The following is a 16,215-nucleotide window of genomic DNA, read 5'->3' on the forward strand; positions in this document are numbered from 1 at the left end:
TCGCTTTCTAACGGCCTTTCCGGGCCGTTTTTTTCATTTTTGCGGCGACAAAATCGGACAACAACCTTTCAAAACAGACGGTTATGTGGAAAAAAAGAAGCCGGACACAGTTCGCATTTGATGCCGAGAAGGTATTCCTGGCAGCAACACAGCCGCTTGCCGCGGTGTACGGGTATTTCCGGACGACCCCCTCGGGGCTTTCGTCCGACGAGGTGGAGCGCCGTCAGGCGCAGTACGGCAGAAACGAGGTCGAGCACGAACGGCGGAAGAACCCCGTGACGATGTTCATCCGGGCGTTCATCAATCCGTTCATCGGGATTCTGACCCTGCTGATCGTCGTCTCGTACGTCCTCGACGTCTGGATGGCAGCCCCCGAGGAGAAGGAGTGGACGACGATCCTGATCATTGCGACGATGATCCTGCTGAGCGTCATCATCCGCTTCTGCCAGGACTGGCGGGCCAGCCGGTCGAGCGAGGCGCTCAGGAAGATGGTGAAGAACACCTGCTCGGTGAAGCGTGCAGGGCGCGAGGTCGAGGAGCTCCCGATCGAGGAGCTCGTGCCGGGCGACATTGTCACGCTCGCCGCCGGGGACATGATCCCGGCCGACGTGCGGGTCATCGAGACCAAGGACCTCTTCGTCAGCCAGTCGTCGCTGACCGGCGAGTCGGAGCCGATCGAGAAGCGGCCCGACGCCCGGGGCCGGAAGTATGTCCGGGGAAGCGTGGTCGAGCTGGACAACATCTGCTACATGGGGTCGAACGTCATCAGCGGGTCGGCCACGGCCATCGTCTTCGGAACGGGAGACAACACCTACCTGGGTACGATCGCCCGGGCCATCGTCGGCCACCGTGCGGCCACGGCGTTCGACCGGGGCATCGCCCGGGTGAGCCTGCTGCTCATCCGCTTCATGCTCATCATGGTGCCGTTCGTCTTCCTGGTCAATGGCATCACCAAGGGCGACTGGCTGGAGGCCTTCATCTTCGCCGTGTCGGTGGCCGTCGGACTCACGCCCGAGATGCTGCCGATGATCGTCACGGCAAACCTCTCGAAGGGTGCTGTCGCCATGTCGCGCAAGAAGGTGATCGTCAAGGACCTGAACGCGATCCAGAACTTCGGGGCGATGAACATTCTCTGCACGGACAAGACCGGGACGCTGACCTGCGACCAGATCGTGCTCGAACGCTACATCAACGCCGACGGCAGCGCCGACGACAGCAGGCGCATCCTCCGCCACGCCTACTTCAACAGCTTCTTCCAGACGGGACTGAAGAACCTCATGGACCGGGCCATCCTCGCCCACGTCCGGGAGCTGGAGCTGGAGTCGATGAAGGACGACTACCGCAAGGTGGACGAGATTCCGTTCGACTTCACGCGCCGCCGCATGTCGGTGGTCGTCGAGGACCGCACGGGCAAGCGGCAGATCGTCACCAAGGGGGCCGTGGAGGAGATGCTCGAGATCTGCTCGCACACCGAGGAGGGCGGCGCCGTGCGGGAGCTCACCCCCGAGCGGATTGCGACGGCAAAGGCGATCTGCGAACGGATGAACCACCAGGGGCTGCGCGTGCTGGCCGTCGCCCACCGCAGTTTCCTCGGCAAGGAGGACAACTTCTCGGTCGGGGACGAGCGCGACATGGTGCTCATCGGCTTCCTCGCCTTCCTCGATCCGCCGAAGCCCTCGGCTGAGAGCGCCATCCGGCAGTTGCAGAACTACGGCATCGAGGTGAAGGTGCTCTCGGGCGACAACGACGCCGTGGTGCGCACCGTCGCGCGCCAGGTGGGCATCACGGGCAAGGCCCTCACCGGCCGCGAACTCGAGGAGCTGGAGGGCGAGGAGCTGCGCCGAGCCGTACAGGAGGCTTCGGTCTTCTCGAAGGTCACACCACTGCAGAAGACGCAGATCATCACCCTGCTGCAGGAGGCACAGCATACGGTGGGATTCCTCGGAGACGGCATCAACGACGCGGCAGCCCTGCGTCAGTCGGACATCGGCATATCGGTCGATTCGGCCGTGGACATCGCCAAGGAGAGCGCCGACATCATCCTGCTCGAGAAGGATCTGATGGTACTCAAGGAGGGGGTTGTCGAGGGGCGCCGGACCTTCGGCAACATCGTCAAGTACATCAAAATGACGGCCAGTTCGAACTTCGGCAACATGTTCAGCGTGATGGCGGCCAGCGCCTTCCTGCCGTTCCTGCCGATGATGCCCATCCACCTGCTGGTGCAGAACCTCCTGTACGACATCTCGCAGACAACGATCCCCTTCGACCGCATGGATGCCGAATACCTGCGCAAACCGCGCAAGTGGGACGCCTCGGGGCTGAGCCGTTTCATGATCTGGATCGGGCCGATCAGCTCGATCTTCGACCTGACGACCTACCTGCTGATGTGGTATCTCTTCAAATGCCAGTCGGCGGAGATGCAGGCGCTCTTCCAGTCGGGGTGGTTCGTCGAGGGGCTGCTGTCGCAGACGCTCATCGTACACATGATCCGCACGCGCAAGATCCCCTTCTTCCAGAGCCGCGCATCGTGGCCCGTGATGGCAATGACCTTCACGATCATGGCCTTCGGCATTGTGATCCCCTTCACACCGTTCGGAGCGTCGATCGGACTGGTGGCGCTGCCGTGGAGCTACTTCCCGTGGCTGGCGGCCACGCTGACGGCCTACTGCGTGCTGACGCAGGCCATAAAGAACCGGTATGTCAAACGCTTCAACTCGTGGCTGTGATGTATGAAGAGAACGGTATGCATGATCCTTCTCGGGGTATTGTACGCCGGGTGCTGCCTCGCGGCCCGGACACAGGTCGGGGCAGCGTATGCAGGCGAACTGCAGTCGGACTTCCGGGACTGGAACTGGGTGAACATGCTGCGGCTGGAGTTTTCGCAGCCGCTGGGCAGCCGGTTCCGGCTCGATATCGCCACGATCAGCATCGCCAGGACGCGCGAGGGACGGCTGATCGACGACCTGCAGGGCTTCTCGAACATCGAGGAGGAGGATACGCCCCTGGCTCCGGCCGTGGCGTGCGTGACGTGGAGTCGGGGACGGTCGCAGCTCTCGGTCGGAATCCGCAACGTGAACGAGGACTACTTCACCTCGCCCGTCACGTCGTTCTTCACGAACAGCTCGTGCGGGCTCTTTCCGACCGTGTCGGCCAACTACCCGATCGCCAACTACCCGCTCGCATCGCTCGGCATCCACTACGTCTTCCAAACGGAGCGGTGGGAGTTCCAGGCCTCGGTATACAACGGACAGGGATATGACTCATTCACCGGGCGCAGTTCCGTGTTCCGGTTCCGTCCCGCAGCGGACGGGCTGTGCGGAATCGCCTCAACGGCTTATCGAAACCATGGGAGCAGTTATCATTTGGGCGGTGTTTTATACGGCAGTGCTCCTTGCCGCGAGGGGCAGACGAAAACGCGGGAGGTGAGCGGAGCAATTTGGGGATACGCCGAACAACGGGTGACACAGGACTTGTACCTGCTTGTGCAATGTTCGGTCAGCCTGCCCGAGAACACCGCATGGTGCCGCATGTACGCGGGAGCGGGTGTGCACATGCAGATCGGGAAAGTACAGATCGGTGCATTCACCAACCGGGCCCTGTTCCGCGGAATCGCCGAGCAAGCCGCGGAACTGACCTGCAGGGCGGCACTTTCGCCGCACGTCAGCCTGCAGCCGGCACTGCACCTGATCGGCAGCGGCCCGTCGCTGCGCTCCGTCGCCCTGCTGCGGCTGGGCATCGAGCTGTAAGCGTCCAGCTGTCGGATACGGAGGTACTGCGGTATCGGCAGGTGCGACCTGCCGCACCGGATAATCGGAAAAGGCCCTAAGCCGTGCATCGGCCGATGCACGGCTTAGGGCGTTTTCCGATTATCCGGTGCGGCAGGGCGCCCCGTAACCGGGGATGCGGAAGGGGACCACGGCGGGACCGGAGCATGACCGGTCAGGAGCAGCCGCTACCGCATGATCCGGCAATCGAACAGGGGCCCGGCCACCGCATCCTCGCGGATGGCCCGCAACGTCACGGTCACCTTCTCCCGGCCCGAGGTCAGCTCGGCAGGAATCGGATAACTCCGCTCCACGTAACGGGCTCCCCAGTTGTGGATGTTCTCGAAACCGATCTTCACGCCGTCCACCTCGATGTCGAACGAGTGGTTGTAGAAGCGGTTGCCCCAATAGGTGCAATAGAGCGTATTGGGCTGTCCGGGATCGACGGCCATGTCGAACGAGAACCACCCGCCGAGGGTTTCCCGGTACTTCCGACCCTCGAACTCATGGGGTTGGGTATTCGTGCCGCGGAAGTCGTGGTCCCGCTCGGGCTGCATCTCGCCGGGTGTGAACTGCGACACGGTCCGTTCGCGCAGCCACGCCTCTCGGTCCTCCTGCATCCGCAGGGCCGCCAACCGGTCCTGCCATGTCGCCGTGGGCAGGTGGCGGAAATAGACCATCATGCGACGGCCGCCGACCTCGAAATAGGGGATCAGCTCCTTCTGCACGGGCTGCGCCGTACGGGTTTCGAAACGGAGTTTCGCGGCATCCGTGCACCGGACCAGAGACGGGGCATCCGTAACCCGGTCGGTCACCAGCACCGGAATCTCCTCCCTGTCATCCAATACGGTGCTGAGCACCACCGGCCCGTAGAGATAGGCCCGCAGGGTCGAATCGCCCGGGACAGCCTCCGAACGCAGGGTCCGTCTCAGCGTAAGCCGGACCTCGTCTCCGTCGCGCCATCTGCGGTCGATGGCAAGGTATCCGGCCGCCGCAGGCTCCACCCGCACGGTCCGGCCATTGACTGCGACCTCATGGCCTGCAGCCCACGACGGACACCGCAGGTGCAGCACGAAGCGCTCGGGGGCCTGAGCCGAGATCCGGAAACGGATCTCGTCGGAGCGGGGAAATTCGGTCTGCTGCTCCAGCCGGATCCCCCGCGACTGCCAGTCGAGAGTCGAAGGGACATACAGATTCACGAAGAGGTTGTCGTCACCTCCGAAGAAGTAGATGAACTCGCCGTAACGGGCATGGTTCTCCATGCCCGACCCGACACAGCACCAGAACGAATCGAACGGCAGGCTGAAAGTCTTGCGGCATCCGGAGCCCAGCGGAGACATGTAGCAGACCATGCCGTCGTCGGGGTTCTGTGACGGCAGGATCTGGTTGTAGAGCGCCCGCTCGTAGTAGTCGGCATAACGCGCCGCCGGATCGTACTGAAAGAGATGGCGCGTCAGTTTGAGCATGTTGTAGGTATTGCAGGTCTCGCAGGTTCCCTCCGAGAGCCGGGTCGCCAGCATGTCCGGAGCGCCGAAGTGTTCGTTTTCGCTGTTCCCGCCGATCACATAGGAGTGGTGGCCGACGACCCGCTCCCAAAAGAACGAGGCAATGCGGCGGTAGCGCTCCTCGCCCGAACATTCGTATTCGCGGATCGCCCCCACGATCTTCGGGATCTGGGTATTGGCGTGTTTGCCCGGCAGCGAGTCCCGGCCGGCGGCTAGCGGACGCAGGATCTCCTCGTGGTCGAAACGCCGTGCGAGATCGAGGTATCTTCGGTCGCCGGTCAGCACGTAGACGTCGGACAGCGCCCCGGTCATGCCTCCGTGTTCGCAAACCAGGATCCGCGCCATCTGCTCGTCGGAGAGCCCGGAGACCAGATCATCGAGCCAGTCGGCAAAGCGGACCAGCACGGTCAGGGCCTTCGTGTTGGGCGTATACCGGCAGATATCGACCAGACCGGCAAACTCCTTGTGCAGGGTATAGAACGGCACCCAGCCTCCGTTGAGGTCGAAACCCTGGGAACGGATGTCGCCGCGGGAGAGTTCGGCAAACAAGTCCCGGCTCCGCTCGAAGCCCGCCAACAGACCGGTGCCCTCCCGTTCCTGACACTCGGAAAGGGCATCGACGCAATAGTTGATCCGACTCAGGCACACGGAGTCGCCCGTCGATGCATACATCATCGCCAGGGCCGAAAGATAGTGTCCGAAAGCATGGCCCGAAGCCCCGGAGTTCTCCCACCCGCCGTATCGGGGAACGGCTGTCTCCAACCCCGCCTCGGAGCGGAAACCCGAAAGAAAACGGTCGGGGTCCATCGACAGGAGCCAGCGGCGGTCCATCTCCTGGGCATGGAGGAACGGGCCGCCCGTGATCCGGACAGCGTGCAAAGGGGCCGGGCACACTTTCGGAACAACCCGGACATGCGGTTCGCACCGGATCGGCCCTGTCCCCTTTTTCGCTTCGGCGGCATGCGGCGCCATCAAAAATACGACAGCGGCAAGTTGCAACAAACAGTGACGGTTCATCGGCTTGTGTTTATATAGTTAAAAAAGGTACTCTGCCGCAACCGGCAGGACATGACAAAGTTGGGATTTTTCCGCAATCCGATCTTCCACGGAATTTGCAAATTGTTGTGCAATATTCGCACCGCGTGTTGTCGAAACAAACAAGAAACCGGACCAAACGGACAACATGAGGTCTGACAGGCGACATAAAATATCGGGAAATACGCAGCAAGGTCCATTTTTGCAAATATCACACAATCATCGGCAAAAATTACACGGGATTGGCTTTCATTCGAATCGTATTTTTGTATACCAATCCTAACACTACGCATACAATGGACATCGGATTTCAAACAGCCGATTACATCGTCTTCGGCACATATGCCCTGATCATCGTCGCAATCGGGCTGTTCGTATCCCGTTCGGGCCGGGAGAAAAGCTCCTCGGACTATTTTCTGGCGGGCAGGAACCTCTCCTGGTGGGCCATCGGTGCTTCGCTGATCGCAGCGAACATCTCGGCGGAACAGTTCATCGGCATGTCCGGATCGGGATTCCGGATCGGAATCGGAATCGCCGCCTACGAATGGATCGCAGCGGCATCGCTCATCATCGTGGCGAAATACCTGCTGCCGATCATGATCAGGAAGCGGATCTACACGATGCCGCAGCTGCTCAACGAGCGGTACGGCAGCGGGGTCGGCATGGCCTTCTCGATCTTCTTCCTCATGCTCTACCTGTTCGTCAATCTCACGTCGGTGGCATGGCTCGGGGCGCTTGCCATGAACCAGGTGCTCGGCATACCGATGATGTGGGGAGTCGTCGGACTGCTGCTCTTTTCGGGCGTCTACTCCATCTACGGCGGGCTGAAAGCCGTCGTATGGACCGACGTGATCCAGGTGGTCTTTCTGGTGGGAGGAGGGCTCATCGCCGTCTACTTCGCACTCAAATCGGCCGACCCCTCAACGTCGGTCATGGCAGACGGGAGTGCATGGGCCGGACTGCAGCACGTTTTCGACACGATCCGCGGCACACAGGGCGACTACCACCTCAACATGATCATCCCCGACGGAACGATCGTTGCGGATCCCGCCTCGGGACAGCGATTCGACATATCGAAGGACCTGCCGGGACTCTCCCTGCTGCTCGGATCGATCTGGGTGACCAACATCGGATTCTGGGGATTCAACCAGTATATCATCCAGAAAGGACTGGCCGCCCGCTCGCTCCATGAAGCCAAGAAGGGACTGCTGTTTGCCGGATACCTGAAAATACTCATTCCGCTGATCGTCGTCATCCCCGGAATCACAGCCTATGTCCTCTTCCGCAACCCGCATCTGGTCGAGGGCATCGGGGACACGATCACCACGGCCGACAGCGCCTATCCCTGGCTGCTGAAGAACTTCACGCCCACGGGCATCAAGGGCGTGGCCTTCGCGGCACTGGTCGCAGCCATCGTATCCTCGCTGGCCAGCATGCTCAACAGCACCTCGACCATCTTCACCATGGACATCTACAAACGGCACATCGCGCCGCAGGCCTCGGAAAGGCAGTTGGTGAAGGTGGGGCGCATCGTCGCCTTCTGTGCGCTGCTTATCGCCATGGCAGCCGTCAAGCCGCTGCTGGGCGGACTCGACCAGGCGTTCCAGTACATCCAGGAGTATTCGGGCTATGTCTATCCGGGGGTCACCGTCGTATTCGGCATGGGGCTGTTGTGGAAGAAGGCAACGAACCGAGCCGCACTCTGGACCTCGATCCTGACCATTCCCGTAGGAATCGCGCTCAAGTTCGCATACCCCGAAATGGGATTCGTCCTCCGGATGGGATACGCATTCATCATACTGGTAATCATAGCCGTAACTCTTTCGCTACTCGACCGCAGCGAATCGGTCCCGGACGGAGACCGGACGGAAAATGCCGACAGACGCACGAAACGGGCAGCCCGGATACTGACCCTCCTGGCTGCAGCCTCGATCGCCGCAGGAGCCGCATTCGGGAAGTGCTGGGCGCGTTACCATTTCGACGCGATCTTCATGCTCGGCACGCTGCTCGGATTCATCGCCCTGATCGTATGGACCAACGCCGCAAGCCCGACAAAGAGCCGCCGCGCCTATACGACGGACCGGGATACATTCGCATTCTCCCCGGGGCTTACGGTTGCAGCCTGGGGAATCGTCGTCATCCTCACCGCGATATACGCACTCTTCTGGTAGATCCCGCACGAAACAACATCAAAAACGAACCACTTAAAACAAAAAACAAATGAAAATCTGCAACTTACCTGCCATTCGGGCACTTTTCACGAGGGGGGGGGAGGAAATGCTCGTCCTGCTTCTCCTGCTCTCGGGATGTTCCGATGAATCGTCGGAAAGAGCAGCCTACGACCCGCGGAAACCGATCGTACTCGAAAGTTTCTCGCCGCATGAAGGGGGCGTGGGAACACAACTTATCATCCGGGGTGAAAACTTCGGATACGACGCCTCGAAAATCCGGGTGCGCATTGCCAACAACGAAAACCGGGAGGCCCGGGTCATCAGCGCCAAGGGCAACCGGATCTATGCGATCGTTCCGGCCCGTGCCGATACGGGGCACGTCACCGTCACGATCGGCGAGGGCGATGAAATGCAGGAGGCTTCGTTCGAGGAGGAGTTTCTCTACGAATTCAAGTCGAACCTCTCGACGCTGTGCGGCGGCTCGCGGCTGGAGGATGTGGACGGGTCGTTCAAGGAGGCACAGTTCTCCCGTCCGATGCGCCTGGCGCTCGACGACGAGAACAAAATACTCTTCGTCCTCGAAAGCGACAACTTCAAGGCGCTCCGCATGGTCGATCTGATCAACCAGACCGTCACGACCCCCTGGCGGGGCCCAGGATTCAACAACGTCCGTACGGTCAGCTTCGGACTGACCCGGGACACGCTCCTGATCGGGGTGGAGGGCGGCAGTCAGAACCTCTCCACGATCTTTCTGCTGCGCTCCGACGGATTCGTCCGTCAGAAAAACTACTCCGTAGGGTCGGGATCCAATGCCTCGATCGTCAATCCGGTAGACGGAGAACTCTTCGTGAACAACTATTACAACGGATCGGTCCTGCGTTATGACCGTGAAAGCGAAACCTCGATAGAGCTGGCCCGGCCCTTCAAGCAGAACACGGACTTCTCGTTCTGCTGGAGCATCGACGGCAAATACCTCTACGCCCTCTGCATCGACAATCCCGGATCACACTCCGCCATCATGCGCATGGAGTACGACTTCGAAACGAAGACCCTCGGCGAACCCGCACAATGGGTCGGCGTGGACGGACAGCCCGGATATCAGGACGGCGTGGGCGACGAAACCCGCATCAACGCCCCCTACCAGATGTGTGCCAGCCGGCAGGGAGACTATTTTCTGGCCGACACCTGGAACCACTGCATCCGCCGCATCGTGGACAACAAGGGGCAGGCCACGGTGACGACCTACGCCGGAGTGCCAAACTCCCCGGGATACACCGAGGGCGACCCGCTGCAGGCCCAGCTGCAGTTCCCGACCGGAATCGCCATCAGCGACGACGGAACGGTACTCTACGTCGCGGACAAGGAAAACAACCGTATTGTAAAAATCACCGTAGAATAAGCGCCATGAAAGGATATCTATACTCATTCATTCTCGCCCTTTTCGTTCTGACCGGGGCGTGGGGGCCCGACGCGGCCTGCGCACAGGGACACGAGAAATCGGCCTCGCACGTCGTGCAGGGAAAGGTCGTCGATGCCGACGGACTGCCGCTGGTCGGCGTCAATGTCATTGTCAAGAACCAGCCCGGACTGGGCACGAACACCGACATCGACGGGAATTACCGGATCCGGACCGGAGCGAACGAAACACTCGTGTTCAGTTACCTGGGTTATGCCACCCAGGAGATTCCGATCGTGAGCAAAAGCACGATCGACGTACAAATGGCGGAGGACTCCAACGCCATGGAAGAGGTGGTAGTGGTCGGAGCCGGCTACCAGAAGCGTGCCTCGGTCGTCGGTGCCGTCGCCTCGATGAAGATGGAGGACCTGAAGGTCCCGACGGCAAACATCTCCAACTCGCTGGCCGGGAATGTCCCGGGAATCATCGCCGTACAGCGGTCGGGAGAGCCCGGAAAAGACGCCTCGGAATTCTGGATCCGCGGCATATCGACCTTCGGAGCCAACTCGTCGGCCCTCGTTCTGGTCGATGGAATCGAGCGTGACTTCAACGAAATCAACGTCGAGGACATCGAGTCGTTCTCCGTGCTGAAGGACGCCTCGGCCACGGCGATCTACGGACAGCGCGGAGCCAACGGCGTCGTACTGATCACCACCAAGCGGGGCAAGGAGGGCAAGGTGAACATCAATTTCAAGACCGAATACGGCATCTCGTCCTCGGCCTTCGAACGCGAATTCGTCGATGCCGGGACCTATGCGGCCCTGGCCAACGAAGCCCGCATGACCCGCTACCAGGACCCAGTATACAGCGACAACGAGTTGGAGATCATCAAATACGGACTCGACCCGGACCTCTACCCCAATGTCGATTGGCAGAAACTCCTGCTCAAGGACCACACCTCGACGTTCAAGGCCATGCTCAACCTGAGCGGCGGCGGATCGACGGCCCGCTACTACATCTCGGGATCCTACTACAAGCAGGACGGCATCTACAACGACAACCTGAAGGAGGAGTACGGACGCGGTTCGGGCTACAACCGCTACAACTACCGGCTCAACACCGACGTGAACATCACCAAAAGCACGATCCTCGAGGTCGGTATCGGCGGGTGGGTCACCGACCAGCGCAATCCGGGCCTGGCCGTGGACGACAACTTCTGGCAGTCGATCGGCCGCATGACCCCGATCGCCGTGCCGCTGCGCTACTCGAACGGACAGCTCCCGACCTACGGATCGAACAACAACGAGATCTCGCCCTACGTCCTGCTCAACTACACGGGATACCAGGCTTACTGGGAAAACAAGGTGGAGACGAACGTCGGGATCAAGCAGGATCTCGGGTTCATCACCGAAGGCCTCCAGTTCTCGGGACGCTTCTCCTACGACGGGTTCAACGACCAGCGCACCAACCGGCTGAAACGGCCGGCCCTCTACAAGGCCGAACGCGTGAGGGACATGAACGGAGACCTGATCACGACCCGGATATTCGACGAGCAGACCCTGCACCAGTCTACCTCGACCTCGGGCTGGCGGCGCGCCTACGGAGAGCTCCAGCTCGGCTATGACCGCACGTTCGGGAGACACCGCGTCGGCGGACTGCTCTTCTACTACATGCAGTCCTACTCGGAAATGGCCTCGGTAGGCGACACATCGGCCACCGACCAGATATTCAAGACCATCCCCCAGCGCAACATGGCCCTCTCGGGGCGCGTGACCTACGGATACGACGACCGCTACCTGCTGGAGTTCAACTTCGGATACTCGGGATCCGAGAACTTCGAGCCCGAAAACCGGTTCGGATTCTTCCCGGCAATCGCCGCGGGATGGGTCATCTCGAACGAGAAGTTCATCAAGAAAAACCTGCCGTGGCTCACCCTGCTGAAGATCCGCTACTCCTACGGACAGGTCGGAAACGACCGCATCAGCGGCGGCCGATTCCCCTATCTGACGACCGTCGTCGGAGGCGGGGGCATCAGTTTCGGCAACCAGGGCTCCAATTCGGTGGGCGGCATCCGCATCGGCCTGATGGGATCGAGCGGCCTGACATGGGAAGTCGCCACGAAGCAGGACCTGGGACTGGACCTGAAGATCGCCGACCGGTTCGACCTGACGGTGGACATCTACCGCGACAACCGCGACGACATCTTCATGCGACGGGCCTACCTGCCCGGAACGGTCGGCCTGCTCGCCATCAGCGATACGGACAACCAGAACCCGTGGGGAAACGTCGGAGCCATGCAGTCGGAGGGCATCGACGGGAACTTCGGATTCACACAGCCGATCGGGAAGGATTTCGTCTTCACGCTCCGGGGCAACCTGACCTATGCGCACACGAAGGTGCTCCGCTACGATGAAGCGGCCAACGCCCTGTGGTACCGCATGACGCAGGGCTACAAGTGGAGCCAGAACAAGGGCCTCATCGCCCTGGGACTCTTCAAGGACGAGGCGGAAATCGCCAGCAGTCCGAGCCAGTACGACCTGGAGCTGATGCCCGGAGACATCAAATACAAGGATATCAACGGCGACGGCATGATCAACGACGACGACATCGTACCGATCGGCAACACGAAAAACCCGGAACTCGTCTACGGATTCGGACTGAGCGCCCAATGGAAAGGATTCGATTTCAGCGTCCTGTTCCAGGGAACCGGAAAGACGGACGTCATCCTGGAGGGATACAGCGTGTTCCCCTTCTCGGAGGGCGAATACGGCAACGTGCTCTCCGCCGTAGCCGACCCGAGAAACCGGTGGATCTCGCGCGAGATATCCGGCACTCCGGCCACGGAGCGGCAGGACGCCATCTTCCCGCGACTCTCCTACGGAGCGCGAGAGAACAACCAGAAATGGTCCACGTGGTGGCTGCGCGACGGGCGCTTCCTGCGTCTGAAGAACCTCGAGCTGGGCTACACGCTGCCCCAGACCTTCACACGCAAGTTCAAGGTGGAGCGGGCCCGGATCTATTTCCTCGGATACAACCTCGCCTGCTGGGCCCCGTTCGACTGGTGGGATCCGGAACAGGGCAGCGTGAACGGCAACGTCTACCCGATTCAGAAAACCTTCACATTCGGCCTGAACGTCAGCTTCTAACCCGATATACAACATGAAAACGATACGCAACATCATCATCCTGTCCCTCTTCGCGCTCAGCGCGGCGCGTTGCAGTTTTCTCGACGTCGAGAACTACACCCGGGACATGCAGCAATACGACTCGATCTTCCTGAAAGAGACCACGACCAAACAATGGTTGTGGAACGTATACAGTTCACTGACCGACGCCCCGGCGTTCAACAGCGGCGGAACCTTCTACGCTTCGGACGAAATGGTCTGGAATGACTCGGAGCAGGCCTGTCAGAAATACCACAACTGTCAGTACTCCTCCTCCAACCAGCTGTGGGAGGACCGATACGCCAAGATGTACATCGGCATCCGGACGGCCTCGATCTTCATTCACAATGTGGCCAAATGCCGCGAGGTGTCGCAGACCGAACGCGAACACATGGAGGGCGAAGCCCGTTTCCTGAGGGCCTATTTCTACTACACGCTGCTCAAGCAGTACGGGCCCGTTCCGGTCGTACCGGACGAGGGGCAGGACATATCGCTCGATTACAACGAACTGGCCATTCCCCGAGCCTCCATGGACGAATGCGTGGACTTCATCGTCTCCGATCTGGAACGTGCGGCCCGAATACTGCCCACCGAGTACGCCTCGACCTGGATCGGCCGCGCCACCCGCGGAGCCGCACTCGCCCTGCGGGCCAAAGTGCTGCTCTACGCAGCCTCGCCGCTTTTCAACGGCAACACCGACCTGTTCAACCTCAAGGACAACGAAGGCCGGACGCTGATACCCCAGGAGTACGACGCCTCGAAATGGGCGCGTGCGGCCGCTGCGGCCAAGGAGGTGATCGACATGAACCTCTACACCCTGTTCACGGTCAGGAAGAGCGACGATACGGTGCCGCTGGCCGACAATGTCCCGACAGCCAACTTCCCGAACGGCGCCGGCGACATCGACCCCTACGAATCCTATGCACAGCTCTTCAACGGCGAGACGCCGCTGACGCTCAACAACGAGTTCATATTCATGCGCCAGGGAGGCACGGCCGACGTGAACTTCTTCGTCGGACGCGCATTCCCCTACTCGCACAAGGGGGCCAACGACATGGCCGCCACGCTCAAACAGGTGGATGCATACTACATGCGCGACGGGCGGGACAAGGACCAGGCCAGCGAAGAGTATCCCTATTACACCGAAGGATTCACCGACGGATCCACGAACGACCCGTTCGTCCCGAGCGACTGCCACCGGATGTGGCTCAACCGGGAGCCGAGGTTCTACGCCTCGATCGCATACAACGGCTGCATCTGGGAGAACGGCACTGCGGACCAGTCGCTCCAGAACTTCCGGTGCAACTACTACCGCGCCGGGCAGGACGGCAAACAGCTGTCGCGTCCCTACAACTATCCGCTGACCGGAATCGGTATCAGGAAATACTACAACCCCGACGATTCGTGGGACACGGGAGGCCGCACGACCTACAAGCCGCAGCCCGAAATCCGTTATGCCGATGTGCTGCTGTGGTACGCCGAAGCGCTCAACGAAATACCGGAGGGTGCCGAATACACGTTCAACAACGTCATCACGGACCAGCCCATCGTGGTCAGGCGCGACGTGGCCGAGATGCGCAAGGCATTCAGCCAGGTCCGCTTCCGGGCCGGACTGCCCGACCTCTCGGATGCCGAATACGAATCGGTCGCCACATTCCGCGACAAGATCAAGCGCGAACGCCGCATCGAGTTCTTCATGGAGGGCATACGCTACTACGACGTGCGCAGGTGGAAAGACGCCGAGACCGACGAAAACGAACCCATCATGGGCCTGAACGTCGATATGAAGGGATCCGGCACGCAGAAGGAGCGGTTCTACACGCCGACCCCGACGCAGATATCGAAAGTCTTCATGGCCAAAATGTACCTCTGGCCGTTCAGCGACGCCGAACTGCAGCGGAATACGAAACTCACACAGAACCCGGGATGGTAGCACCTACGGAATTCCCGATAAAAAAGCAACAACATGAAAAGGATATTATTAACTTTGTTCGTCGCAATCGGCATGTGCACGGCCTGTGACGAGGGGCTGCCCGACGAGATTTTCGTCAAGCACGTGCTGATCAACCAGAACGGATTCCGCGAATACGAACTCAACTACGTGAACACGCCGATCAAGGATACGATCATCTCCGTTGCTGTCAATGGATCGTCGCGGCTCGACCGCGACGTACGGGTCGATCTAGCCGTCAATCCCGACACGCTCAACGGGTACAACTGGGAGAAGTACCGCAACGACAGGAGCCTCTACTACGAGATGCTGCCCGAGACGTGCTACTCGTTCGAGGGCGAAGGGATCGTCATACGGGCCGGAACGGAATACAGCGATGTCCCCATCCGCTTCTATCTCGACAAGATCGACAAGGAGAAGAACTACATCCTGCCGATTTCGATCGTCAATGTCTCCGAATTCTCGATCGGCGATCCGAAATACAGCACGATTCTGATGAACGTCATCCTGTCGAACGAATACTCGGGGACCTATTCGCTTTCGGGAACCATCCGCGAAGTCTCGACGGGCGACTATATGGACGTGCGCATGAGCCGGACCCTGCGCGTGGTCGATCCGGCGACCGTTTCGTTCTACGCCGGGAACACAGCCGAAAACGCCGTAAACCGCGAGAACTACCGGATCGACATGACGGTCAATCCGGACTCGACGCTGACCTTCACGCCCGAACACCCCGATCTGATCGAGATCATCAGTGACGAACCGAGTTTCGATCCCAAGAATCCCAAGAACAAGATTCTGGTGGAACGGACCGTAGACTCGCAAAATTCACACAAATCATTCGTCGTCACGACATTCTATGCCTACTACACCTACATCGACAAGACCGATCCGGAAGACCCGATCGAAATGCGGTGGGAAGGGACGCTGTCGCGGACGAAAACAGTCATGACCAAATAACCGAACCGAAAGAAGGAACCGCCAAACACGGTTCCTTCTTTCTCCGCAAAACAAACAATACGCATATGAAACGGCTTTTCCCAAAAATGGTCCTCGCACTCTCGATGTGCTGCTCCGCGCCCCTGCTTCGCGCCCAGGAGTTTCCGTTCCGCAATCCGGAGCTCCCGATCGAAGAACGGGTGCGGGATCTCATCTCCCGACTTACGCCCGAAGAGAAGGCGGCGCAGATGCAGAACTTCACACCGGCCGTCGAACGGCTCGGCATTCCG

General features: G+C 60.3%; 9 protein-coding genes. 8 read left to right on the forward strand and 1 reads right to left on the reverse strand.

The features are described 5' to 3' along the window. Positions 1 to 83: 83 nt before the first annotated feature. The gene (mgtA, locus tag QZL63_RS00295; protein ID WP_022307357.1) at positions 84 to 2,726 is read left to right on the forward strand and encodes a magnesium-translocating P-type ATPase; all 2,643 of its coding nucleotides are present in this window, start codon (positions 84 to 86) and stop codon (positions 2,724 to 2,726) included. A 3-nt stretch (positions 2,727 to 2,729) separates the two neighbouring features. Further along, on the forward strand, positions 2,730 to 3,746 hold the full coding sequence (locus QZL63_RS00300; protein ID WP_022307358.1) for a hypothetical protein: 1,017 nt from the start codon (positions 2,730 to 2,732) through the stop codon (positions 3,744 to 3,746). A 206-nt stretch (positions 3,747 to 3,952) separates the two neighbouring features. Here QZL63_RS00300 and QZL63_RS00305 read toward each other — a convergent pair whose 3' ends face one another. Further along, the gene (locus tag QZL63_RS00305) at positions 3,953 to 6,148 is read right to left on the reverse strand and encodes a beta-L-arabinofuranosidase domain-containing protein (RefSeq protein ID WP_290585098.1); all 2,196 of its coding nucleotides are present in this window, start codon (positions 6,146 to 6,148) and stop codon (positions 3,953 to 3,955) included. Between the two features lie 452 nt (positions 6,149 to 6,600). Between QZL63_RS00305 and QZL63_RS00310 the strand changes: the two genes are divergently transcribed. The 6 genes from QZL63_RS00310 to QZL63_RS00335 form a co-directional block, all read left to right on the forward strand. Then, positions 6,601 to 8,475: a sodium:solute symporter family transporter gene (locus QZL63_RS00310; protein ID WP_022307360.1), complete on the forward strand. Its 1,875-nt coding sequence runs from the start codon at positions 6,601 to 6,603 to the stop codon at positions 8,473 to 8,475. A 106-nt stretch (positions 8,476 to 8,581) separates the two neighbouring features. After that, complete coding sequence (locus QZL63_RS00315; protein WP_290585114.1) at positions 8,582 to 9,874, forward strand: IPT/TIG domain-containing protein; 1,293 nt, start codon at positions 8,582 to 8,584, stop codon at positions 9,872 to 9,874. A gap of 5 nt (positions 9,875 to 9,879) precedes the next feature. Next, entirely contained in the window at positions 9,880 to 13,017 is a 3,138-nt protein-coding gene (locus tag QZL63_RS00320; RefSeq protein WP_022307362.1) for a SusC/RagA family TonB-linked outer membrane protein, read from the forward strand. 13 nt (positions 13,018 to 13,030) lie between these two features. After that, the gene (locus QZL63_RS00325; RefSeq protein ID WP_022307363.1) at positions 13,031 to 14,968 is read left to right on the forward strand and encodes a RagB/SusD family nutrient uptake outer membrane protein; all 1,938 of its coding nucleotides are present in this window, start codon (positions 13,031 to 13,033) and stop codon (positions 14,966 to 14,968) included. Positions 14,969 to 15,001: 33 nt separating this feature from the next. Beyond that, a complete protein-coding gene (locus QZL63_RS00330; RefSeq protein WP_022307364.1) occupies positions 15,002 to 15,946 on the forward strand; it encodes a BT_3044 domain-containing protein in 945 nt (314 codons plus the stop codon). Between the two features lie 65 nt (positions 15,947 to 16,011). Then, on the forward strand, positions 16,012 to 16,215 hold a 204-nt coding region (locus QZL63_RS00335; RefSeq protein WP_290585127.1), incomplete at its 3' end, for a hypothetical protein.

It is taken from the genome of Alistipes sp. CAG:268 (assembly GCA_000434235.1).
GTDB lineage: Bacteria > Bacteroidota > Bacteroidia > Bacteroidales > Rikenellaceae > Alistipes > Alistipes avistercoris.

Excerpts from the sequence above, each read along its gene's own strand:
- QZL63_RS00300 (WP_022307358.1), top strand. The coding sequence starts at position 2,730 with ATGAAGAGAACGGTATGCATGATCCTTCTCGGGGTATTGTACGCCGGG.
- QZL63_RS00325 (WP_022307363.1), top strand. The coding sequence starts at position 13,031 with ATGAAAACGATACGCAACATCATCATCCTGTCCCTCTTCGCGCTCAGC.
- QZL63_RS00310 (WP_022307360.1), top strand. The coding sequence starts at position 6,601 with ATGGACATCGGATTTCAAACAGCCGATTACATCGTCTTCGGCACATAT.
- mgtA (WP_022307357.1), top strand. The coding sequence starts at position 84 with ATGTGGAAAAAAAGAAGCCGGACACAGTTCGCATTTGATGCCGAGAAG.
- QZL63_RS00320 (WP_022307362.1), top strand. The coding sequence starts at position 9,880 with ATGAAAGGATATCTATACTCATTCATTCTCGCCCTTTTCGTTCTGACC.
- QZL63_RS00315 (WP_290585114.1), top strand. The coding sequence starts at position 8,582 with ATGCTCGTCCTGCTTCTCCTGCTCTCGGGATGTTCCGATGAATCGTCG.
- QZL63_RS00330 (WP_022307364.1), top strand. The coding sequence starts at position 15,002 with ATGAAAAGGATATTATTAACTTTGTTCGTCGCAATCGGCATGTGCACG.